The sequence below is a fragment of the Paenibacillus sp. R-74696 genome (assembly GCF_055814915.1).
Map to the genome: position 1 here is coordinate 318,257 of NZ_JBPULM010000050.1, position 22,846 is coordinate 341,102.

At 48.1% G+C, this 22,846-nt stretch carries 20 protein-coding genes and 2 riboswitches; of the genes, 5 read left to right on the top strand and 15 right to left on the bottom strand.

The annotated features are described in order from the left end of the window. Positions 1–2 precede the first annotated feature (2 nt). The 7 genes from ACSR9A_RS29895 to ACSR9A_RS29925 form a co-directional block, all read right to left on the bottom strand. Positions 3–3,227 (bottom strand): efflux RND transporter permease subunit, encoded by a 3,225-nt coding sequence (locus ACSR9A_RS29895; RefSeq protein ID WP_473762101.1) that lies wholly within the window; start codon positions 3,225–3,227, stop codon positions 3–5. A gap of 77 nt (positions 3,228–3,304) precedes the next feature. Continuing rightward, positions 3,305–4,687: a sensor histidine kinase gene (locus tag ACSR9A_RS29900; protein WP_473762103.1), complete on the bottom strand. Its 1,383-nt coding sequence runs from the start codon at positions 4,685–4,687 to the stop codon at positions 3,305–3,307. Further along, entirely contained in the window at positions 4,680–5,363 is a 684-nt protein-coding gene (locus ACSR9A_RS29905) for a response regulator transcription factor (protein ID WP_473762106.1), read from the bottom strand. Before ACSR9A_RS29905 ends, ACSR9A_RS29900 begins: the two co-directional genes overlap by 8 nt. A gap of 170 nt (positions 5,364–5,533) precedes the next feature. Then, on the bottom strand, positions 5,534–6,475 hold the full coding sequence (locus ACSR9A_RS29910; RefSeq protein WP_473762108.1) for a putative sporulation protein YtxC: 942 nt from the start codon (positions 6,473–6,475) through the stop codon (positions 5,534–5,536). 104 nt (positions 6,476–6,579) lie between these two features. Next, positions 6,580–7,569: a DMT family transporter gene (locus ACSR9A_RS29915; RefSeq protein ID WP_473762110.1), complete on the bottom strand. Its 990-nt coding sequence runs from the start codon at positions 7,567–7,569 to the stop codon at positions 6,580–6,582. Positions 7,570–7,700: 131 nt separating this feature from the next. Further along, a riboswitch (FMN riboswitch) is annotated at positions 7,701–7,849 on the bottom strand. 146 nt (positions 7,850–7,995) lie between these two features. Next, a complete protein-coding gene (locus ACSR9A_RS29920; protein ID WP_473762113.1) occupies positions 7,996–8,151 on the bottom strand; it encodes a hypothetical protein in 156 nt (51 codons plus the stop codon). 54 nt (positions 8,152–8,205) lie between these two features. Further along, entirely contained in the window at positions 8,206–9,705 is a 1,500-nt protein-coding gene (locus ACSR9A_RS29925) for an MFS transporter (RefSeq protein ID WP_473762115.1), read from the bottom strand. Between the two features lie 131 nt (positions 9,706–9,836). Here ACSR9A_RS29925 and ACSR9A_RS29930 point away from each other — a divergent pair, with 131 nt between their 5' ends. Further along, positions 9,837–10,661 (top strand): MerR family transcriptional regulator, encoded by an 825-nt coding sequence (locus ACSR9A_RS29930; protein WP_473762117.1) that lies wholly within the window; start codon positions 9,837–9,839, stop codon positions 10,659–10,661. 128 nt (positions 10,662–10,789) lie between these two features. Here ACSR9A_RS29930 and mqnC read toward each other — a convergent pair whose 3' ends face one another. The 4 genes from mqnC to metA form a co-directional block, all read right to left on the bottom strand. Next, the gene (gene mqnC / locus ACSR9A_RS29935) at positions 10,790–11,926 is read right to left on the bottom strand and encodes a cyclic dehypoxanthinyl futalosine synthase (RefSeq protein ID WP_473762119.1); all 1,137 of its coding nucleotides are present in this window, start codon (positions 11,924–11,926) and stop codon (positions 10,790–10,792) included. Positions 11,927–12,120: 194 nt separating this feature from the next. Beyond that, complete coding sequence (locus ACSR9A_RS29940; protein WP_473762121.1) at positions 12,121–13,293, bottom strand: trans-sulfuration enzyme family protein; 1,173 nt, start codon at positions 13,291–13,293, stop codon at positions 12,121–12,123. 4 nt (positions 13,294–13,297) lie between these two features. Beyond that, positions 13,298–14,461 (bottom strand): aminotransferase class I/II-fold pyridoxal phosphate-dependent enzyme, encoded by a 1,164-nt coding sequence (locus ACSR9A_RS29945; RefSeq protein ID WP_473762123.1) that lies wholly within the window; start codon positions 14,459–14,461, stop codon positions 13,298–13,300. A 26-nt stretch (positions 14,462–14,487) separates the two neighbouring features. Then, positions 14,488–15,405, bottom strand: a complete 918-nt coding sequence (metA, locus tag ACSR9A_RS29950; RefSeq protein ID WP_473762127.1) for a homoserine O-acetyltransferase MetA — start codon at positions 15,403–15,405, stop codon at positions 14,488–14,490. 101 nt (positions 15,406–15,506) lie between these two features. Next, positions 15,507–15,613: riboswitch (SAM riboswitch) on the bottom strand. A gap of 387 nt (positions 15,614–16,000) precedes the next feature. Here metA and corA point away from each other — a divergent pair. Continuing rightward, positions 16,001–16,936, top strand: coding sequence for a magnesium/cobalt transporter CorA (corA, locus tag ACSR9A_RS29955; RefSeq protein WP_341281584.1), 936 nt, complete (start codon positions 16,001–16,003; stop codon positions 16,934–16,936). A gap of 171 nt (positions 16,937–17,107) precedes the next feature. Here corA and ACSR9A_RS29960 read toward each other — a convergent pair whose 3' ends face one another. The 3 genes from ACSR9A_RS29960 to ACSR9A_RS29970 all read right to left on the bottom strand — a co-directional run bounded on the left by ACSR9A_RS29960 (position 17,108) and on the right by ACSR9A_RS29970 (position 19,321). After that, the gene (locus ACSR9A_RS29960; RefSeq protein ID WP_473762129.1) at positions 17,108–17,506 is read right to left on the bottom strand and encodes a hypothetical protein; all 399 of its coding nucleotides are present in this window, start codon (positions 17,504–17,506) and stop codon (positions 17,108–17,110) included. Positions 17,507–17,803: 297 nt separating this feature from the next. Continuing rightward, on the bottom strand, positions 17,804–19,057 hold the full coding sequence (locus ACSR9A_RS29965) for an MFS transporter (RefSeq protein WP_473762132.1): 1,254 nt from the start codon (positions 19,055–19,057) through the stop codon (positions 17,804–17,806). 96 nt (positions 19,058–19,153) lie between these two features. Then, positions 19,154–19,321: a hypothetical protein gene (locus ACSR9A_RS29970; protein ID WP_473762134.1), complete on the bottom strand. Its 168-nt coding sequence runs from the start codon at positions 19,319–19,321 to the stop codon at positions 19,154–19,156. On the opposite strand from ACSR9A_RS29970, the gene ACSR9A_RS29975 reads away from it, so the two are divergent. From ACSR9A_RS29975 to ACSR9A_RS29985, 3 genes are all read left to right on the top strand, one after another. Further along, entirely contained in the window at positions 19,307–20,209 is a 903-nt protein-coding gene (locus ACSR9A_RS29975) for a LysR family transcriptional regulator (protein ID WP_099516592.1), read from the top strand. The two genes, ACSR9A_RS29970 and ACSR9A_RS29975, sit on opposite strands and share 15 nt — an antisense overlap. 37 nt (positions 20,210–20,246) lie before the next feature. Beyond that, the gene (locus ACSR9A_RS29980; RefSeq protein ID WP_473762137.1) at positions 20,247–21,056 is read left to right on the top strand and encodes a histidinol-phosphatase; all 810 of its coding nucleotides are present in this window, start codon (positions 20,247–20,249) and stop codon (positions 21,054–21,056) included. A gap of 272 nt (positions 21,057–21,328) precedes the next feature. Then, on the top strand, positions 21,329–22,183 hold the full coding sequence (locus ACSR9A_RS29985) for an EamA family transporter (protein WP_473762140.1): 855 nt from the start codon (positions 21,329–21,331) through the stop codon (positions 22,181–22,183). A 143-nt stretch (positions 22,184–22,326) separates the two neighbouring features. Here the strand turns inward: ACSR9A_RS29985 and ACSR9A_RS29990 are convergent, their stop codons facing one another. Next, positions 22,327–22,725, bottom strand: coding sequence for a DoxX family protein (locus tag ACSR9A_RS29990; RefSeq protein ID WP_341281579.1), 399 nt, complete (start codon positions 22,723–22,725; stop codon positions 22,327–22,329). Positions 22,726–22,846: the final 121 nt, after the last annotated feature.

A 22,846-nucleotide genomic window follows, 5' to 3' on the forward strand; every position in this document is an offset into this window, starting at 1 on the left:
CCTCATGCATAGTCATTAAACGTATCCGCTGCATTAACCTTGTGTTTTTTCCACACCATTTCATATATGACCGGCATAACGATCAATGTGAGCAGCGTCGAGCTGAATAAGCCGCCAATAACCGCTATCGCAAGGCCTCCCGAAATGAGGCTCGTCGAGGAGCCGGATAAGGCAAGGGGAACAAGCGCAAGCATCGTCGCAAAAGCCGTCATTAAAATCGGTCTAAGCCTTGTTCTTGCCGCCTCTACGATCGCTTCTGTAATCGGTATGCCCGCTTTGCGATTTTTCTCCACCCGATCAAACAGTACGACCGCATTGGTGACGACGATGCCGACCAGCATCAGCATGCCAATCATGCCGCTCATAGACAATGACTGCCCTGTCAGAAGCAAGGCGCTCAGCGAGCCAACCGGAATAAACACCAGCGAGGCTATAATAATAAGCGGCGTCCGCAAGCCTCCGAACGTCATGCTCATAATAATAAATACGAGGCCAATCGCTGCCGCCATGGCGATACCGAGGCTTGAGAAGCCGTCATTGATCATTTGCAGCCCGCCGCCGACCTTAAGCTCCACACCGGAAGGCAGCGTCAGACTATCAATATCCGCCTGCACCAGCTTTGTAACGGCCGATACGGCACTGGCGTCCTTCACCGTTCCACTAACGAGAGCGTACATTTTCCCATCATCATGGCTGACCTTGATCCAAGCATTCTGCTCCGTTATTTCCGCGATGTCCTTCAGCTTCTTCATGCCCGATGCAGTAGGAATCTGTATATTTTCCAGCTCTTGCTTTGTAGCAATTTGCTGTTCATACGACAAAGTTATGGCTTGCTCCTTGTTATCGATTTTGTAGGTGCCAGCATCGACTGGTCGCAGCTGCTCGCCGGTCAATTGCATAATCAGAAAAGGGCTAATATTAGCATCCATTCCGCTTTGATTAAGGGAAACGACCCATTTTGGTGTTACCTCATCCATATTGTTCGTAATATCCTTTAAATCGCTGCTTTCCTTCATTAGCTTTTCTATTTGAAGGGCCGTTTGCGCCAGCTTGTCCGCACTGTCCGAATAAATGCTGACATCAATATTGTTGCCCGAAGGCGGCCCCTGCTGTTCGCCCGCTTTAATATTGAGCGTTGTGCCTGCCTGCTTCGCAGTGACTACAGCCAGCAGCTCAGTCTGCAGCTTCGAAGTCAACTGCGCCATATCGCTTCCTTCGGTGAATTGAACCGTGATCGTCGCTTTATTATTGCCGCCGCTAGCGAGCAGCGGGTTAGCGCCTGCACCCCCAACGGAAACCTCGTAGCTCTCTACGTTTTCCAGCCTACTTAAATAGGCCTCCACCTCGCCGCTGACATCGTCCGTCTGCTTCAGACTGCTTTGCGCTGGCAGGGCAACATCAATAGCTAAGCTCGGTGCCGCACTAGTCGGCAGAAAAGCAACGCCGATTAAAGGAATTAGCCCCAGCGAGCCTGCTAAAAGCACGACAGCTGAACCTAATACGAGCGCTTTGCGCTTTAGCGCGCTGCGGATCACTTTTTCAAAACCATTCGAAAGTCTGCTTTCCTTCGTATGCGGCTTCACGCTTCTGAAAAAGCGACTGCCCAGCACAGGTATCAGCATCACCGATACTAACAGCGAAATCGATATGGAGAGGACGACAGCAATCGAAAACGGACGGAAAAACTGTCCAATGATCCCGCTGACAAAAGCGAGCGGTGCAAAGACGACAATCGTCGCCGCCGTAGATGAGGCCACAGCCCCGATCACTTCGCGGGTCGCTTGGTAGGCCAGCTCCTTGCCGCTCATTTTCTCGCCTTTTTCCTGCCGCCATCTATATATATTTTCAATAACGACGATGCTGTCATCGACGATCCGTCCGACGGACACGGCGATGCCGCCCAGCGTCATAATGTTAAGCGTATAGCCCATTTGATCCATAATCGCAATCGTTGCAAAAATAGAAATCGGCAGCGACAAAATCGAAATAATCGTCGCTCTTACATTGCGCAAAAACAAGAAAATAATGAGTACGCAAAACAATGTGCCATACAGGCCTTCACGAACGAGGCCGGATACGGATTCCTTAATATCCTGCCCTTGGTCAACGATGACATGATAGTTCAGCTCGCCTTTTTCTTGATAAGTGCTGAGCAGCTCTTTCACACTGTCAGACACATCTGCCGTGTTGGCATCCTGCGTCTTCTGAATCGAAATTACAAAACTCGGCTCGCCATTAAAGCGGGTAATTTCATTTTGCTCAGCCACCGTCTTAATGTCGGCAATATCACCCAGCGTGATAGCAGCTGAGGTGACCGCACCGGCTGAAACTCCAGAACCAATTGATGCTGCGCCTGACCCGGCAACGTTTCCTAATGCAGAACCTGCGGCACTGCCAGGAGCAGCTTGATTAGCCGCATTGCCCTGCATACCGCCAGCACCCGCTCCACTAGCGCTGCCTGTCGCTGAGCCTGCGGCGCCGCCGCCAGCCGTTGCCGCCAGCTTCAGCTCTTCAAGCTGCTTCAAGGTATCGAGGCTGCCGGTCAACCGGATTGGTATTACCGTCTCTTCCTGCGACACCGAGCCCAGTGGCAGGGCGTAGTCTAGCGCCTGAAGCGCCGTGCGGATGGAGCTGAGCGTAATGCCATGCTGCGCCGCTTTATTTTTATCTACAACAATGCTTAGCTCATTCGTCGTACCGCCCTTTAGCGTAACGCTTCCTACTCCAGCTAGCTTTTTCAGCTCAGGCACGATGCTGTTTTGCAGCTCATCAGCTAGCTTTGCCGAATCTCCTTCGGCAGCGAATACAGCCGCTTGATAAATAGGCTGGCTATTTGCCGACAAGCGCTGCACCGTTACACTGGCATTATCGGCAAGCTTCAGCTTGCTGAGCTCAGCTTTAACTTCGCTGTATTTTTTATCCATGTCAGTACCAAATGGGAACTGGATAAAAATACTGGCTGCATTTTCAGCAGAGGTGCTCGTTAACGACTCATAGCCCTGCACACGCTTCAAATGGTCTTCAATCGGCTTTGCAACCTCCGACTCGATCTCCTCCGTAGAGGCGCCAGGCTGAATCGCCTGTACGAACACGGCCGGGAAATCCAAATCCGGAAACGTCTGCTGCTTAATTTGCGTGGAGGCATACAAGCCATACCCCAGCACCAAAACGCATAATAAAATGACAGCAACACTATTTTTCAAGCTAAATTTAGTCAACCGATTCAATGTATATCTCTCCTCTCGTTGTATAACCTCCTTTATCATAACCAGTAATTTTGTACTAATTATGTATTAGACCCCTGTCAGACCTTATTGTATTTATTTGGAGGGACGAGCGGCAGTATGACTGTCATCATCGTACCTTTTCCCACTGCACTCTCTACCCTGATTTCCCCTGCATGGAGCTCGACAATTCGTTTGACGATCGAGAGGCCAATGCCATTTCCGCCAACCACACGCTCGCGGGACTGATCTATTTTATAAAAAGATTTAAAAATATGCTGAAGCTCCTCCTCTGCAATACCTACTCCGCTATCGGCAACCGAAGCAGTCACGCTATGTTGGCTTGCCACCAGGTTAATCGAAACAACACCATCAACTCCTGTGAATTTAATCGCATTGCTCAGCAGATTCGTCCAGAGCTGGCTCAGCTTATCTTCATCTGCCGAAATCACTATAGGCTCCAGATTCAGTTCTAGCTTAATGTTTTTGGCAGACCAAAGCGGCTCACTGGCAATCATGACATCCTTAAGCTGCTCATCCAAACGATATTGGCTCATATTCGGCTGGATTTGGTCATGCTCAAGCGCGGAAAGCTTGAGCAAATCCTGCGTTAGCCGGGAAAGCCGATCGCTTTCCTCCTCAATAATGGTGAGCAGGCGAAGACGGCTTTCCTCATCCAACTTTTTCTGCTTAAGCGCCATAGTGAAGCCTTTAATTGAAGTAAGCGGCGATTGAATTTCATGGGAGACGTCCGAGACAAATTGCCTTCTCACCCGCTCCAACGAATCGAGCTCCTGGGCCATCTGATTAAAGCTTGCTGTCAGCTCTCCGATCTCATCCTTGCGTTTCGTAGCCAGCCTGATGCTGAAATCGCCTTTTGCCATATTGCGCGTAGCCAAGGTTAAATGCTTCAAAGGCCGTACCATATAACGGGAGGTGATGATCACGAGAAGCGTTCCAATGAACATAACGAGAATAAGCTGCATACGGAAATAGCCGAAAGCGAGGTCGGCAACGTTATTCGTTTCGGGCTTTATAAACAAGGCGTAAGCATGTCCTTCCATTTGAAAAGGGAGCCCCACGACGAGCCGATCATATTCTTTGTCCATTCCACCACGGTATATGCCGCCGTTCAGCACGCTGCGCAGATTTTTTTCATCCACGTGCAGCTCATGTTTGGCAACTTTGTCGGTTTCGTGAAGCGGTCTGCCTTGCTCGTCATAAACGATAATGGTGAAAATAGGCAGAGCGGTTATCCCCTCCATTAAAGCATCCAAATTGTTGGGGTACGAATGCTTGTAGGATTCAATTATCGTTTTGCCGCTGATGATTAAATTGTCCTGTACGTAGGCGCGAAGCTTGTGGCTAAACAGAAAATGGGTCATGAAAAAGCTTAAAATGACGCTCGCTATAACCGATGCAACAAACATAAGAATGAAGCGGACATACAGCGATTTAATCACGATATACCTCCAGCCGGTAGCCTAGCCCCCAGATCGTCACGATTTTGAAATCCTGCTCATACGCGGCAAAACGCTCTCTCAGTCGCTTAACATGCGTATCCACAGCCCGCTCGTCGCCCTCGTAATCGTAGCCCCATATTTGCTCAATTAATGAATCACGCTTGAATAGCTTGCCCGGATAGCTCGCCAGCAAAAATAGCAGTTCAAATTCCTTGAGCGGAATCGACTCGTTTGAGCCTGAGTCCTTGTAACGAATTTGATAGCTCGTTTTATCAAGGGTTACTTGTCCTAAACGAACAATTTGTGAGATTGAAATGCGATACCGCTTCAGCAGCGCCTTCACCCGCATCACCAGCTCCATCGGGTCAAAAGGCTTTACCATATAATCGTCGGTGCCCAGCCGAAAGCCTTTAATTCGCTCTGGTGCCTCCCCTTTGGCGGTAATCATCATAATCGGCTTATCCCCCGCTTCACGCACCCTTCTGCACAGCTCCCAGCCGTCCATCTGCGGCATCATAATGTCGAGAATAATAAGATCAACCGGTTGATTGCTATAGTAGTTCCAAGCGTCTACACCATTGCTTTGCTCTATAATGTCCATTCCTTCATCTTCCAAAAACAAACGGAGCAGCTGCCGGATATGCGGATCGTCATCCACTACGAGTACGGTCGTCATGCGTGTTCCTTCTTCCCAATTTAAAGTTACAGTCCTATGTCATAGTGTAATACACAATTTTGTATTATTTATGTATTTCTTTCATTTGAAAAAAACTCGCCGAATATCGGCGAGCCTGCAGCTAGTTTATTTGGCTAGTTCATCATGCTGATTCATATTACTTACTTATTTTAAGGCTGAGTAACACCATCATTCCATTCCCCCATTGCGTGGGAGCACAACACACAATCACTGCACACCGATACCCGGTTGTCAAAAATCGTTTCAATCGTCCGAATGACCTGCATATCGACATGCTGCGTATGAACGACAATTTGCTTAGGAGACGCGGCAATCAGCGAGCTGATAACCATATCCTCGATGTTCATTTCCGTTTCCAGCATTTCGGCCACCAGGCGGTCGGAATGCGGCTTCGGCTCGAACAATTGAAATTTGTCATTATACAGCATAAAATCATGGTTGCCTTTATGAACCAAATGGACCATGGCGACCTTCGATTGCTGCAGCCCAACAAAATATTTGAGCAGCGAAATAAACTCCTGATATTGCTTATCGAGCACATATTCATCCAGAGCGTATTCCACAATGTCGCCTAGCTCGTGACGATACCCATGAAGCCTGAAGGTAGCGATGCCGCCAAGGTCAAGTCGTGTATTTTCATTCAAATACAGTTCGATTTCTTCGGCTACCTTGAGCTTGCGTCGCTTTCTATCCGCATCCAGAAACTTGGCGTTCAAGCCATCCAGATCGGTATCCTGCATCAGCTGGCTGCAATATTTTTCGATAACGGAGACGTCAGTGGAATGGCCGCCCTGATATTTTTTCTTAATGATGCTAATGAGCATTTCCGATTCCAAATTGGTTACAACATATTCAGCGAGCGCTTTGGCAGCGCGGTGGTACAGTATTTCTCCATGCTTATTCAGTTGAAAATAAGGCGTTGCCGACTGGCACATAATGGTGCCCTCGGACTCCAAATCGAACTGCACCAACTGACTCTGGGGTGCTGCTTCAATATGTAAATCCTCATTCGTATATTGTGCCATTAAGGCCGCTAAGCCAGCTGCCGTTGATTGAAGCTTGGAAGGCAGCGTAACGGTAAACAGTTCCATAAACAAGCCAACCCCTTTCATTCCCCTCATACAGTATATGGCGCATGCAGCAGCGATATACGATGAAGACATTGGGAATGAAGGGGTTGTGAATAAGCCTCAGTTTAAGCAGCAGCTTGTGGTTGCTGAGCTGCCTGTTCATTGCTGCTTCGACTCATGAGCCATAGCGTCAGCCAGATAAGCAGGAAGCCGCTAAGCTGCCCTAATGTAAGCGACTGACCAAATACGAGCCAGTTAATCAATACGCCAACGGCAGGGAAGGAAAGCTCAGCAAGCGTCGCGTATACAGCTTTAGTTGAGGAAAGCCCTTTGTAATACAGCAGCATGCTGATTAAGCCTGGGAAAAACGCTTGAAACAATAAATTGACGGCAATGAGCGACAGCTGACTGCCTTGTGCGTTCAGGCTCCATGCGTCGCCGCTTGCGAGCAAAATGACGCTGAGCAGCGGCAGAGCAAGCAGAAACCTAAGGGACGTCACTATGGAAAAGGACAATTTCTTTTGCAGCAAATATTTGCCCATAACGGTCGAGCCGCCCCATAATGCCGCCGCGATTATCGAGAAGAGGCAGCTGAGCAAAGCAAGATCATGCAGGCCCACAGTCGGAGATCCAAAGCCAAAGGTCAACAAATACGTGCCTGCCAGCGCCGCCAGCAAAAAGACGAAAAATTTCTGTGGCAGCTTTTCCTTCAGCAAAACTCTGGCGAGCAATATGGCAAATAACGGCTGGAGCTTCTGAAGCAGCAGCACCGCATTGGCGCTCCCATGAGAAAAGGCAGCGGTGAATAATACGGTAGCTACTGCCGAGCCGCCCCAAGAAATAAATAGCAGCGCGCCAATGACACCAATCGACAGCTTGCCGACTAATGTGCGGCGGAATTTAAACAATACAGGCACTGCGTAAAAAGCGAGCAAAATATGCTCAATAAATACAATTTGCGCCGAGGTGAAGCTTTTGAGCAATAAAATACGGAACAGCGGGTCAAGCCCCCAAAGTGTCGCCCCAAGCGCCACATACCATATACCGTTTATGCCCGCAATTCGTGATGTTCGCCAGCCCGCTTTCTCGCCAGCCAGCTCTAATGTGTTCTGCAATTCAAAAACCTCCTGAGAAAGTTTTGAATTGAACCTTCTTTTATTATGAAAAAGAAACAATGCCCCTGTCAGCAATCTGACAAGGGCATCATCAACAAACTTGTTAAATGATTGTCATTTAACAAGCTGGTTCTGATCTTCTCCCGTCCGGACTATACCGTCGGCTCTGGATTCTCACCAGATCAGTCCCGGCTGCAAGCAGCCAGGAGTCGCGGGCTCTGGATGCTCCGAACGCATCCTTACCGCCGGTAGGGAATTGCACCCTGCCCTGAAGATTCATATTCGATTAAATCGTATTGTAACACAGAAGATTACAGTTTGAATAGTCTATTTGTGTGGAAAATTGGCATTTGGAATAATATTTTATTTTTCCGATCTATTTTCTTGGATTTTATCTATTCCTCAGCCAAATTTCTAACCAATCTTCTAGCTAACCTTCAGCCTTATCTCTTCCTTTTGCTTTAACTTTTCAAGCAGCAAATCATGCTGAATGCTGTCTTCTTTAATGATGTTTCTACCTGCGAGAATGAAATAGGTGATCCCGGCTACCATGCATGCAATCACTATCAATTGATGAATCATTTACAAACCATCCCCTCACGGAAAATGTTAACCTTACTTGGCTATTTAACTCGATTAAGACTGGGCGGCGCTTCTTTTCTTTGAACGAGCTCCCGTCAAACCAACGATGATCGAGGCTGCCACCAAAAATACGGTTACCCCCGCAATAATCGCGAAAAAGGACTGATCAAAAGCCGCACGACCTGCTTCTTTTAACGCCTCGGCAGCCTGTGCGGGCAATCCTTCTGCAGCCAGAAGCGCTTCATCCAGGCTGTCTTTCACATTACCCGGAACCTGGAGTCCGGCAGGAATTTTCATAGCCAAGGTGTATACGAGGCCTGACATACTTCCGATGATCGCAATGCCTGACGCTCCCCCCATCTCATAGGCCACTTCCTCAATGGATGCCGCCATCCCCGCATTCTCAGGGGGAGCATAGCTCATAATTGAATGCGATGCTGCTGTCATCCCTGCTCCTAAGCCTGCACCAAGGAGAGCGAGTCCAAGTATCTGCTCAGCAATGCCCGAATCGAATTGCATCAGATACACCCCCATTCCCAGAGCCGCAAGCAGAAGGGCTGCGCTTTTAATACGGATCACATCATAGCGATGCAGGATCGCTCCAGTCAGCGGACCCGCAATGAGCGCTGCTAACGGTATGCTTATCGTATACAGCCCCGCTAGGAGTGGACTTAGGCCTTCCACTAATTGAAGACGCTGAGTCACAATATACTGAACCCCCATCTGTGCAAATGTGCCTGCCAAAGCCGTGATAAATGCAGCCGAAAAACCATTTATTTTAAATAACGAAAGATCAATAAGTGGATTTTCGCTGCTATTTTGCCTACGAATAAAGATGATTAAAGCCACAATGCCAATAACAGCTCCTATAACAGCTAAAGTAAGCGACCCTTCACGCCTAGCAAACTCTTTAATGGAATAGATGATTGCCACCATCGCAATCATGATCTGAATCGAACTAATTAAATCCCACTTCTTTTCTTTATTGCCCGGATGATTTGGCACATAGATCAGTGTCAATACGAGCGCAACAATGGCGATCGGAAGATTAATTAAAAACACCGATCCCCACCAAAAATGCTCCAGAAGCAGACCGCCTACGATGGGACCGAGACCTGCTCCTCCAGAAGCAACAGAGCCCCAAATGCCAATCGCCAATCCTAACTCGCGTCCATTTGTAAAGGTGATTCTGATGATGGACAATGTGGCCGGCATCATCATAGATGCACCGACGGCAAGCAGAACCCGTCCCGCCACTAGCACATAAGGATTGGGAGAAAAAGCGGCAAGCAGTGACGCTGCCGTAAAGACGAGCAAGCCGAGGGAGAAGATTTTTTTATGACCCCATCGGTCTCCGAGCGTTCCCATTGCTGGAAGCAGACCCGCCATGACGAGCGAGTAGCCATTCAATATCCACAATTTTTCCGATGCTGACGCACCGAGATCGTGGGTTAAGCTGGGCAATGCCGTATACAGGATGGTCATATCCATCACAATAAGTAAAAGTGCGCTTGATACGATAACCAGAACCAACCAACGTTTGAATTTAGACATGTTACTCCTCCAAGTATGCAAGTTAACTTGTTTCAAACTTTAAAGTATCGGGTTACCCTATAGTCAAGCTTTAATTGATAGGCTACAATAGGGTTGATTATTTTTGATAGCTTGTAACGGAGGAATGAACGATGTCCGACAGCCGCAGCCTATATTTTACGACCAGTGAATTTGCCAAGACTTGCGGGGTTACCAAACATACCCTGTTTCATTATGATGAGATCGGACTTTTGAAACCAGAATTTATAAACTCAAAAGGTTATCGTTATTACTCCATTCAGCAATGCTACGTACTGGATATTATTAATGTATTGAAAAAAGCGGGGAGCTCCCTGCATGAAATTAAAGGGTTTATTCAGAATCAGAACAACCCACTGCTCATAGAACTGCTCAAACAAAAGCTGCATGACCTAGAGATGGAACAGATTAGAATACAACGAATGCAAAGACTTTTGAAAGGCGCCATTGAAATGTCGGAGCAAGCTGCGGGAACGCTTCAAGATGGTCCGTTCATAGCGGAATGTGACGAGGAATATTTCATTGCCACTCAACTGGAACAGGGCGATGGTGACAAGGAGTTTGCTCACAAATTAAATGAACATCGAACCTACTGCGAAAATCATTTGATTGAAAACGAGTTTCCTATCTGGACCATTTTATGTAAGGATCATTTTGAATCAGGCGATTATTACGGGGATTTCATTGCCAATAAGCTAAAAGCTCCCATACTAGGGGAGAGAATGCTTACCAAGCCTAAAGGTATCTATGTTGTCATGAATCATCGAGGCTCTTATGAAACGATGTCTGAAACGTACGCTATCATAAAAACATATATGAAAAGTAACGGATTGGCCCTATGCGGGAAAGCGTACGCGGTTGAGGTGCTCAGCTACATTTCGGTAAAAAATCCGAACGACTATATTATACAACTATCGGTCGAGGTGTCTAAAGTGTGAAATGCTGCTTTTAGAGGCACTAACAAAAAACGCTTGTCTCCTATCTATCCTTTAACGAAAAAGATAGGAGACAAGCGTTATTATCTTTAATGATCGAAAACAGTTGCGAATTAGCCAGTCGCTACAGCCTAATTTTGCATCACAAAATCCTGCTCAGCCTTATCGCTTTCATTGTACATCCGCAAAATTTCATAGCGCGTATTGCGCTGCGCCGGAACTTTACCCGCTTCACGAATAAGCTTCAATATCAGCTCAATGTTGACCTTGTGCGTCGTGCCCGCAGCGGACACTACATTTTCTTCAATCATCGTGCTGCCGAAGTCATTGCAGCCATAGGCCAGCGAAAGTTTACCCATGTCAGGTCCCATCGTTACCCAAGACGATTGCAGATTATCAATATTATCGAGGAAAATACGGCTGACCGCCACAATTTTCAAATACTCCTCCGGCTTCGCTTTCTCCATCGGCATCCTCGTATTGTCTGGCTGGAACGGCCAGGAAATGAAGGCCGTAAACCCTTCGGAGTCGTAGCCATTCGCTTTACACTCATCTTGAACGTCACGAATGCGCAGCAGGTGCAAGGCGCGCTCCTCCATCGTTTCTCCAAAGCCATATACCATCGTAGCCGTTGTATTCATGCCATGGCGATGGGCCGATTTCATAACATCGATCCAGTCCGTATAGGAGCCCTTCTTGCGACTGATTTTACGGCGAGTACGATCATCAAGAATTTCCGCGCCGCCGCCCGGCAGCGAATCCAGTCCCGCTTCATGCAGCTGGCGAACAACCTCATCGAGCGACAGGCCTTCCGAAACTTCCTTCATCTTCTGAATTTCCGCTGGCGAGAAGGAGTGCATCGTAATGTCCGGGAAGCGCTGTTTGATTTCCTTCAGCAAGTCCGTGTAATAAGTAAAAGGCAGATCCGGATTCGTTCCGCCCTGCATCAAAATTTCCGTGCCATTCACGTCAATCGTTTCTTGAATTTTGTTCATAATCGTCTCGTTATCGAGCACATAACCCTCTTTGGAGCCCGGGGCACGGTAAAAGGCACAGAACCTGCAATAAACGTCGCACACATTCGTGTAGTTGACGTTTCTTCCCACAACGAATGTCGTTATAGGCTCGGGATGCTTGCGCAGCATAATTTCATTTGCAACTTTACCCATTTTCTCAATCTCGTCGGATTCGAACATAATAATACATTCTTCCAAGCTTATTCGCTCACCCCGCAGGGCCTTATCCAATATCTGGTCCAACGTTGCCATTACGCAAGACCTCCTTATCTATCGCTGTAGTTTTGATGTTGCGCTTTTTTTCACAAACTAATTAAGTATAGGCTAATTTTATCATACTAAGCTCTAATTCGTCATCTTTCGTTTACAGCCAATACAGCCGCTAAAAAGGAAAAACACGGCTTGTCAGTAATGACAGCCGTCTTTTCCTCCACTTTACGCAGCCGTTAGCCGCGCAAAGCCTGATCCAAATCTGCTAGCAAATCTTCAATATGCTCAAGGCCTACGGAATAGCGTACGAGGCCGTCCGTAATACCGCGCTCATGGCGTACTTCCTTCGGCATTGCCGCATGCGACATCATCGCCGGATACGATAGGATGCTTTCTACGCCGCCAAGGCTGACCGCTACAAGCGGGATCTTCACGCGGCCAAGCATCGCCTTCGCCCGTTCTCCGCTGCCCACGTCAAAGGATACCACCGCGCCATAGGCGGAGCATTGCTGCTCATGCACCTCACGGCCCGGATGATCCGCAAGGCCAGGATAATAAACCTTCGTCACTTCCGGATGTTCATTCAGCCACTCCGCCAGCTTGCGCGCGCTGCGCTCGCTATGCTCCATACGCGCTTGCAGCGTCTTAATGCCGCGCATAAGCAGCCAGCATTCATGGGCGCTCAGCACGGCGCCGAGTCCATTTTGCAGCTGATACAGCCTGCGTCCCAGCTCTTCATCCGCCGTGACAGCAAGACCAGCGAGCACGTCGCTGTGACCGCTCAGAAACTTCGTCGCGCTATGCACAACAATGTCTACACCAAGCTCAAGCGGACGCTGATAATATGGCGTCATAAACGTATTGTCCAAAATCGTCAGCAGGTTATGCTCCTTCGCCCACGATGCCACCTGCGAAATATTGGTGATTTTCAGCGTCGGGTTGGAAGGCGTCTCGATAAATACCGCCTTCGTATTCTCTTTATATGCAGCTTTAACGGCTTCAAAATCCGTCATATCAACGAACGTCGTCTCCATGCCAAGACGATTAAGCACCGTCGTCAGCAGGCGGTATGTACCTCCATACACATCCTCAGTCACAATAACATGGTCGCCCGCCGACAGCAGCAGGAACGTCGTTGAAATGGCCGCCATGCCGGATGCAAAGGCAAAGCCCCGCGTACCGCCCTCCAGCAGCGCAATTTGGTCCTCCAGCGCCTGCCTTGTCGGATTGCCGGAGCGGCTGTAATCATAAGGCGGATTTTGGGACAAATCGCTTTGATGGAACGTAGATGCCTGAAAAACCGGCGTGCTGGATGCACCCGTCTGCTCATCAAATGATCCTTCGAAATGAAGCAATTTCGTTGCAAAATGACGCTTGGCATATTCCTCTTTGTTATGTCTGTCGCTCATGCTGCTATACCTCCCCAATCTCTTGCTTAGCTGCGGCAAGTGCCTGCTCCAAATCGGCAATCAGGTCATCTGCATGCTCAATGCCAACGGAGAAGCGAAGCAATTTATCATCAACGCCGACTGCAAGGCGAATTTCTTCTGGAATATCGGCATGCGTCTGTACGGCCGGATAGGTCATCAGCGATTCAACGCCGCCCAAGCTCTCAGCAAAAGCAATCAATTGAATATGGCGCAGAATCGGCTCAATGTAGCGGGCATCCTTCACGCGGAAGGAGAAAATGCCGGTATTGCCCGACGATTGGCGGTTTTGCACCTCATGACCTGGATGATGCGGCAAGGCTGGATAATAAACCTCTTCAATAGAAGGATGCTCAAGCAAGTAGCCCGCAATTTTTGTTGCATTATACTCATGACGCTCCATCCGCAGCGCCAATGTTTTCATGCCGCGCATTAACAGCCATGAATCCTGCGGCCCAAGTACCGCTCCAATGGAGTTATGCAAAAACGCCATTTCCTGCGACAGCTCTTGTCCCTTCGTCACAATAAGGCCAGCGAGCACATCATTGTGACCGCCCAAATATTTAGTCGCACTGTGGACAACGACATCTGCCCCCAGCTCAATTGGACGCTGGAAAAACGGCGTCAGCAGTGTATTGTCTACAATCGTCAGCAGCCCTTTGGACTTCGCCCATGAAGCGACACGCTCGATGTCAGTAATCATCATTAGCGGATTGGTTGGCGTCTCGATCAGTACCGCCTTCGTATTCGGTGAACACAGCTCGCTCATCGCATCAATATCGTTCGTATCCACGTAGGATGCTGTAACCCCATATCTCGACATAATCCGCTCCAGCAGGCGATAAGTGCCGCCATACAGATCAAGCGACACGATTAAATGGTCGCCTTGGTGAAACAGGCCGAATACCGTTTGCAAAGCCGCCATGCCAGAGCTGCAGGCGAAGCCAGCATCGCCAGACTCAAGCTTGGCAGCCGCCTCTTCCAATACGGCGCGGGTAGGGCTTTTTGTACGAGCGTAGTCAAATCCTGTGCTTTGTCCGAGCTTCGGATGGCGGAAAGCCGTTGCCTGATAAACGGGGAAGCTTACGGCACCGGTTTCCGTATCCTTTTGCGAACCAATTTGCGCTAATTCACTTTCGATTTTCAACATGGGCTATTGCTCCTTCTATTATATAGTTAGATGTTTGCTCCCAAATCAAATGGCGTCTGCTGGTACACGTAATAGTTGAGCCAATTCGAGAATAGCAGATTAGCATGCGCCCTCCACGAGGAGTACGGCACTGCTTCCGGGTTATCACCCGGGAAATAGTTTTTCGGCAATGCAATGTCGAGCCCTTTCGCCTTGTCGCGGTCATACTCGTTTTTCAATGAGAATGGATCGTATTCCGAATGCCCGCTGACGAAAATTTGACGGCCATCCTTGGAAGCGACAATGTAAACGCCCGATTCGGCCGATTCCGACAAAATTTCCAGATGATCAACCTTCTCAATATCTTCGCGACGCACTTCCGTATGACGGGATTGCGGCACGAGGAACGCTTCATCGAAGCCGCGAAGCAGCTTGACGTTCTGCTTCTCAATCGTATGGTGGAACACGCCGAAAATTTTATCATCCAATTCATATTTGGGAACACCATAATGATGGTAAAGTCCTGCCTGCGAGGCCCAACATATATGGAAGGTCGAAGTGACGCGCCGTGCGCTCCAATCCATAATGTCCTTCAGTTCCTCCCAATAATTCACGTTCTCAAAATCCAGATGCTCTACAGGAGCACCTGTAATAATTAAGCCATCGTAAAATTCATGGGCAATTTCGTCAAACGTTTTGTAAAAAGCATGCAGATGCTCGTACGACGTGTTTTTCGACGTATGCGTCTTCGGACGAAGCAGCACAACCTCCACCTGCAGCGGCGTATTGCCGATCAAGCGAAGCAGCTGGGTCTCCGTCGTTTCTTTCTCAGGCATTAAGTTCAAAATCGCGATACGCAGCGGACGAATGTCCTGATGATAAGCAACGCTTTCGTCCATGACGAAAATGTTCTCACTATTTAATATTTCTTTGGCTGGCAAATGATCGGGAACTTTAATTGGCATGCAGAATCACTCCTTTGATGAGATTATCAGCATTCCCAAATATAAAAAGACCCTTTCTGTCGAGAGAAAAGGTCGTTTGCTCAAAAAATAAGCGTTCGCCTCTCTCATCTCTCAGAAACATCGAAATGTCTCCGCAAGAATTAGCACCGTGCTTACGCCGGTTGCCGGGCTTCATCGGGCTAGTCCCTCCGCCTGCTCTTGATAAGAAAGTAGTTCTATTCAATTATGGAATTGCTGCTTATAAGCATACTTTAATGGATTCAGGCAGGCGCGTCAACCCTGTGGACTGCATATACTATCGAAGGCTGATCTTTCGGCATCATTTACGGTTTTTTCGCTTGAATGTAAAGCTGCTGCGGGAGTATACTAGACAAGGATTGAAACGCTAAGCGAAAAAACGGGTGTTTTTCATCCAAAAATTCACATGATAAAGGAGTGCATACGGACATGGAAGGCGACCGACCAAGGCCTGAACACAACCGAATATGGCGGCTGCCCAGCCACTGCGTATTGCGCCCTGTTTTTCTATAATTAACAGTGCTCTGTGCAAGCGGCGAAGGCGGCCTCCTGTCCATTTCAGAGAGGAGATGCACAGATGAAAATCCGTCTGGTCAACAACGGCTTGTTTACCCCTATTGAAGATATTGCTGATACACTCATTCCATCGCCGGAGGGCTTCTACTGGATTGATGCCGATGTGGAGGATTTGGCTGTATTGCAGCCGCTTTTCCACATGCATGACCTCGCGGTAGAGGATTGCCTTACCGAGGAGGAGCAGCGCCCTAAGATTGAAATTTATGAAAGCCATTATTTTATTGTTATTAATAGCATTCGCTTTGATGATGAGGAAATTTTCCTGCGCGCGCTGAATATTTTTCTCGGCCGCCATTATATTATTACCGTTACGAAGCAAAAAATTAATGAGCTGCGTTCCCTGAAGCCTGTCCTGTGGGAGCAGGAAGTCAGCCGCCCCGATTATTTTTTATACAATCTCGTCGATATTGTCGTCGATAACTACTTCCTCGTAGCCGATCGAATTGATACGCGGATCGAAACGCTTGAAGAAGATATATTAATGCATACGAAAAAATCGCATCTGAACGAAATAATCGGTTTGCGCGGTGAAATTTTGTGGCTCAAGAAGGTGCTTGGCCCGCAGAAGGACGTTATCGCTACGCTGAACAAACGCGATCTCAAGCTGATTGATGATCAGCTGCAAAAATATTTCAGCGATATTTATGAAAATGCCGTCAAAATCGCCGAGACATTTGATACGTTCCGCGAGCTGATGGGCAACTTGCGAGAAGCTTACCAGTCCAGTATTTCGGCTCGCGCCAATGAAATTATGCGCGTGTTTACAGCAATGACGACGATATTCATGCCGCTGACCTTCATAACCGGTATTTATGGGATGAACTTCGACTTTATACCCGGCCTGCATATGCGAGGCGGTTCGTATATTTTGCTCGGCATTATGCTTGTGCTGGGCTTTGGGATGTTTTTTATTTTCCGCAAAAAGGAATGGTTGTGACCGTAGGGCACAACCAAATAAATGCTATTAAGACCTTGTCGTAGAAGCCTGATGGAAAAGATTCGTCGCTGCGCAAAAGGTTTGGATTCCGGTCGCCTTTTCCATCAGGCTTCTACTTTTTTTACGGCTTAAAAGCTTTTATTTGCTTTTGTGCCGGTGATTTATGGAAATCTAACCGAAAAGCAGTATTGGAATGAGCAAAAATGCTTTTGTCGATTTGTTCTTCGACATCCTGATCCATAACAGCCTGTCTATACAGCCATATGCGAGAGCCGCAGCCATTCCGTATATGGCTAAGCCTGTATATGGGAAAACGACTTCAATGAGCAAGCCAATCACCCCATGCAGCAATACATAAAGCCAGCCCTGCGATTTGAACCATTTATCGCGTGCTCCTTCAAGCGCTAACGAAACGGCATTACCAAAAATAAACACAATTACGCCCACATAAAGGGAATACATGCAAAACCAGACGAAAAATTGATGGACTAGCCCATTTAGCGGTCCAAGCTCCATTCCTGCTATAACGTAATGCCCAGCCATGTAAATAGACGTTAAAGCAGTAGTCAAAAAAGCAGCCATCAGCTTTCGTAAAAAATAGATATTATCTTCTTGTCCATCCTCTATCCCCGCCTCATGTACTCCATTCAGAAAATGAATTTCATCGATGTTTTTTATTTATTATAAGGGATAATGCAGCAGGGCAGAGGTTCTAACTTTTATGGTCCCTTGATCATTGGTTTGGCATTGGAAAGAAGAGCACTCTATCCACAAAAAAGCAAAATGCCCAGCCACTCTTTCCTGGTAACAGGAGAGCCGCCGGGCATTCTTTTTTTACCTTGAAAGGTTTCAGAACTTAAGCGCTTCCTACACTGGATTCACAGAGTCATCCCCGGCCAGCGCCTCTTCTCTGCCCTTCGTCAAATTGACAAACATAAGCAGCACAATGCCGATGACGAATAACCCTATAAGCGAGAGGATAGCGATACGGGTAGAGCCTGAAACCGTCGCGACTACCGAAAACAGCAGCGGTCCTACAACGGAGGAAAACTTGCTGGAAAGCGAGAGAAAGCCAAAAAATTCACCCGATCTGGACGGCGGCACCATACCCGAATAAATCGAGCGCGAAATCGCCTGGCTGCCTCCCTGCACGACGCCAACCATAATCGCGAGCAAATAAAAATGCAGCGATGACGTCATAAAATAACCTAAAATGACAATAACGACGTAGAACCATAACGACACATATAACAGCCTTTTCGAACCAAAACGCGCTGCAAGTCTGCCGAATACAATCGTACATGGGAAACCCACAAACTGCGTAATGAGCAGCGCCGTAATCATATCATCCGTATTAATGCCGATCCCCTGGCCATATATGGTTGCCATCACAACAACCGTATTAATGCCATCGTTGAAAAATAAAAACGAAGCCATATATTTCAGCAGCTCCGGATATCGCTTAAGTGTTCGCAGCGTTCCGCGCAATCGCGTGAAGCCTTTGCCAAGGGCGGTGCCAAAGCCTACTTTAACATTTTTCACAGGCTCCTTCACCGAACGCAGCAGCGGCAGCGAGAACACAAACCACCATATGCCTACCGTTATAAACACCATTTGGGTCGCAAAGGTTTTGGTAGGGAATCCGAGCAGCTCGAAATTTTGAATCATCAAAATATTAACGAGCAGCAGCAGCCCGCCGCCTATATAGCCATAAGCGTAGCCCTGCGCGCTCACGACATCCCTGCGCTCCATTGGCACGCCATCCGCCAGCAGCGCATCATAGAAAGTGTTGCCTCCAGCAAAGCCCATCGTTCCTATAATAAGCAGTATAGAAGCTAGCAGCCAGTCCCCTTCGCCAACAAACGCCATTGCGGCACAGGATGCGGCTCCCATAAGCATAAACATCGTCAGAAATTTGATTTTAGAGCCCATGTAATCGGCTACCGCTCCCAATATCGGCGACAGCACCGCTACGAACAGCATCGCAATGCTTTGGGTGTATCCCCAATAAGCTTCCGCCTTCGTCCCCGACAGATTAGACGCTGCCACACCCGAATAAAATATGGGCATCACAGTCGCCATCATCGTCGTCGCAAATGCCGAATTGGCCCAGTCGTACATAAGCCAGCCTCTTATTGCTTTCCTGTCCAGTCGTAACGCCTCCTCAAATAAGTACCTTCGTCCAACTCACTTCGACAACACCACCCTATATCCTCTTTAAATAATACGTAAAGCTTCTCCTGCTTTTTGCCGTCTTGCCGGATTTGCTTTATAATAGTAAGCAACGCTATCACGATGAAAGGCAATTGCGCCTGCAAGCCGATTTTTATAAGCGTGTAATCGCTTCACTAAACCTGGAGGGGGATTGTAGTGAATATTAGCCAACTTGAAACACTCCTCACCATTTCCAAAACGATGAGCTTCCGCAAGGCGGGTGAGCTGCTTAATTTGACCCAGCCTGCTGTATCCGCACAAGTCAAAACGCTTGAAGAGGAATTCAAGACGGTTCTGATTGACCGCAATCAGCCTGTGACCCTCACCGACCATGGACAAGTTTTTCTAGAGCATGCCGAGAAAATTTTGCTTATTGTCGAAGAGCTTAAGGCTAAGCTTTCAGACCTCAACACGACGCCTCAAGGCCATATTTTGCTAGGGACGACTTCTTCCATTGCGATTCAAATTTTGCCGCGGGTATTATCCTACTTTCAAGATCAGTTTCCGCTGATCAAAACAACGATTCATACGATGCCATCCTCGCAGGTGACCGCCAGCGTCGAAAATGGCACCATTGACATTGGTATTTCTTACTTATTCGAGAAAAATCCAAACCTGCACTCGTCCACTCTTTATTACGATACGTTTGAGCTTGTTGTATCTCCGGAGCATCCCCTGAGCGATTTGAAGCATACTACCGTAGAGGCACTCAAGGATATTCCTATGATCATGCTTGCTCCCGACACACTGGGACGGCGCTTCGTAGACAAGATTTTTCGCCAGTACAATATTCAGCCGAACATTATGATGGAGCTTTCGAGCAGCGAAGAGGTGAAGCGCATGGTTGAAATTAATCTCGGCGCCGCTGTCGTCTCCAAGCTGTCCATTGCCGAGGAGCTGCGGCGGGGCTCGCTCAAGATGATTAAAGTGAATGAGCTTGAAATCAGCCATCCGGTCGGCGTCGTCTACAAGTCCGGCAGATATTTAAACACGGCGATGCAGCAGTTTTTAAGCGATCTCAAGGGCATGCCGGAGCATCAATTCATAAGCAGCGAATAAGCTGCCAGCGCATTTTCAACTCAAGGAGGAAACAGCAATGAAATTTGATCTGCACACCCACCACGAGCGTTGCGGCCACGCCGACGGAACGATTGAAGACTACATTACTGCCGCATTGGACGCAGGTTTGCAGGCCATTGGCATTTCTGACCATTCGCCTTATTTCGGCCATAAGGACGACCGCCCTTTTCCTGGCATCGCCATGGCCCAATCCGAATTTGACAACTACATAAAGGAAGTACTTGAGCTTAAGGCAAAATATGAGGGACGTATTGAAGTGCTGCTCGGTATGGAATCTGACTTTTTCCCTGAACGTCTTCCCGCTTATCGCGACGCCTTTGAAGGCGTACCGTTCGACTACATTATCGGATCCGTCCATCAGGTAAGCGGAGTGAGTATTTTTAATCGCAATCGCTGGAAAGGGCTGACCGAGAAGCAGCAATTTGAGGAAAAGCGCCGTTATTATGACCTGATCAGCCAATCGGCGCGCAGCGGCATGTTCAATGTGCTGGGGCATATTGATGCAATGAAAGGCTATTACCCTGCTTTCTCCGACATTAAAGCCGATGCCGAAATCGATGATACGCTTCGCATTATTGCGGAAAACGATGTGTCGATTGAAATTAATACCTCCGGCAGCACAAAATATGTAGGCGGCTGGTATCCATCCGATGACATTTTGGAGCGTGCCCATCATTTCGGCGTCAATGTGACCTTCGGCTCCGATGCCCACGTTCCAGCAAGGGTCGGCGACGATTGGGATCGCGTCAGCAAACGCCTTAAGGAAATTGGCTTTAAAAAATGGGTCTTCTACCGCCAGCGCAAGCAGATCATCGTACCGCTGTAGACCGTCTGCTTAATGAATTTCGTAAAATGATGCTGCTTTGCTGTTTATCAGCAGAGCAGTCTCTTTTTTATGTAGAATGCGCAAGCGGCAAGCTGCCTACGAACATCTGGACAAAAAAAGTGGACCTGCACCGAGTGCAGGTCCGAATTCGATATATTAAAAGGGGGTCTTGTTTATTATAATAACCGAGTATTGTAATAGGGGTATAACAGAATCATTTCATTTGTGTAACAAATTCAGCCTTACCGTAAACAATCAGGGAGTTGAACATCATGTGGCTAACCGTTGCCATCTCTAGCGCCATTTTATTCGGATTAGCCGGCTGGTGGATGAAAAGAAGCCAGATGAGCGGCGGCGCAACCTCAGCGCTGCTGCTTGGGCTTTACGCCTCAGGCACAGCTGGGTTTGGCATTCATGCCGCGTTTGAGGGCTCGCTCGCTTCGTTAGCCGATTACCGGATCTGGATTGCAGGTGCGATCATTGGAGCAGGCTCGGCCATCGGCAACACGGTCTTTATGAAGGCGCTGGACTATGGTCCGGCAAGCCTGACCTCTCCACTGACGAATATGAACATCGTGCTTGTCGTTGCATTGGGCACACTTGTCTATAAGGAACCGCTCCAGCTCGCGCAAGCTAGCGGCATTTTACTGCTGCTGCTGTCCGTTGTGCTCATTTCTTATAAAAAACAGGTACAAGCCATCCCTGCCCAGAGACAATGGTTTTACTACGCTTCCGCCGCGGTCATCTTCTTTACCTTTCGCAATGGCGGGCTGAAGGTAACGGAGGAATGGGGATTTTCCAGCGCGCCGATTTTATTCGTGGGCTATTTGCTGTCCTTTCTATGGTTCACCTTGCTAAGCAAAGATAAAAAAGGCAGCACCCGCAAATCTGCCTATCGGACCGGCTTGCTTTACGGACTGCTCGCTGGCCTTTTCTCCTACGCTGGCCTCCAGCTTTATGCAACCGCGCTGGCGACAGGGCCTGCTAATCTAGCCGCGCCGATCTTTGCGACGAACAGCCTTGTGGTCGCTGCAGGCGCCATCCTGATTTACAAGGAAAAACTAAATGCCGCCCAGTGGGCGGCATTCGCATGCATGATGATTGGGCTTGTTGTCATCCGCTTATAGCGGCTGGAAGCAGGCTTTTTTTAAATATAGGAAAGTTTATGATTGCGCCATCCTTTCTCTATATTTCTCGGTCTGAAACGCGCTACGCCGCCAAAAGACGGCTTTCGGCCGTTTCACCTTACGATACAAAACCTCTAATTCCCTTATTTAAGCAAAGCGTCGATTGACAGCTCTCCTGCACCGGTCAAAGCAATACCGACAAATACAGCAATCAGCACCAGATTATATTCGTAGCCGTTCTGCGTTGACCACAGGCCGTTAGCGCCATGTACCTTCACGATCGCCATAATCATTGGGATGATTAACAGCACCGCGCCAAGCCATGTCCACAAGCCTGCAGCAAACAGCAAGCCGCCTACCACTTCGCTTAGCCCTGCTGCCAGTGCCATCAGTACACCCGGTTTAACACCAATTGAATCCAGCCAGCCTCCCGTGCCCTTCAATCCGTAACCACCGAACCAGCCAAACAGCTTCTGCGCCCCATGACCAACCATCAACAAACCCAATACTACCCGAATAATCAATAATCCTGTGTCCAACATTTTAACCTCACCCTTCGTCTTTTGTTTGGTTTCGCAGCTGCATCACTTGCTCGCTGCGTTTCATGAACCTATCTTAATATATAAACTAACTTTTGTAAAGTAAATATTTAAAATAAAGTAA

Bases quoted from the DNA above. Each gene is read 5' to 3' on its own strand.
- ACSR9A_RS29905 (WP_473762106.1), bottom strand. From the start codon at position 5,363: ATGACGACCGTACTCGTAGTGGATGACGATCCGCATATCCGGCAGCTG.
- mqnC (WP_473762119.1), bottom strand. From the start codon at position 11,926: ATGGCAACGTTGGACCAGATATTGGATAAGGCCCTGCGGGGTGAGCGA.
- ACSR9A_RS29985 (WP_473762140.1), top strand. From the start codon at position 21,329: ATGTGGCTAACCGTTGCCATCTCTAGCGCCATTTTATTCGGATTAGCC.
- metA (WP_473762127.1), bottom strand. From the start codon at position 15,405: ATGCCAATTAAAGTTCCCGATCATTTGCCAGCCAAAGAAATATTAAAT.
- ACSR9A_RS29965 (WP_473762132.1), bottom strand. From the start codon at position 19,057: ATGTACGACTGGGCCAATTCGGCATTTGCGACGACGATGATGGCGACT.
- ACSR9A_RS29940 (WP_473762121.1), bottom strand. From the start codon at position 13,293: ATGAGCGACAGACATAACAAAGAGGAATATGCCAAGCGTCATTTTGCA.
- ACSR9A_RS29920 (WP_473762113.1), bottom strand. From the start codon at position 8,151: ATGATTCATCAATTGATAGTGATTGCATGCATGGTAGCCGGGATCACC.
- ACSR9A_RS29925 (WP_473762115.1), bottom strand. From the start codon at position 9,705: ATGTCTAAATTCAAACGTTGGTTGGTTCTGGTTATCGTATCAAGCGCA.
- ACSR9A_RS29980 (WP_473762137.1), top strand. From the start codon at position 20,247: ATGAAATTTGATCTGCACACCCACCACGAGCGTTGCGGCCACGCCGAC.
- ACSR9A_RS29930 (WP_473762117.1), top strand. From the start codon at position 9,837: ATGTCCGACAGCCGCAGCCTATATTTTACGACCAGTGAATTTGCCAAG.
- ACSR9A_RS29945 (WP_473762123.1), bottom strand. From the start codon at position 14,461: ATGTTGAAAATCGAAAGTGAATTAGCGCAAATTGGTTCGCAAAAGGAT.
- corA (WP_341281584.1), top strand. From the start codon at position 16,001: ATGAAAATCCGTCTGGTCAACAACGGCTTGTTTACCCCTATTGAAGAT.
- ACSR9A_RS29990 (WP_341281579.1), bottom strand. From the start codon at position 22,725: ATGTTGGACACAGGATTATTGATTATTCGGGTAGTATTGGGTTTGTTG.
- ACSR9A_RS29910 (WP_473762108.1), bottom strand. From the start codon at position 6,475: ATGGAACTGTTTACCGTTACGCTGCCTTCCAAGCTTCAATCAACGGCA.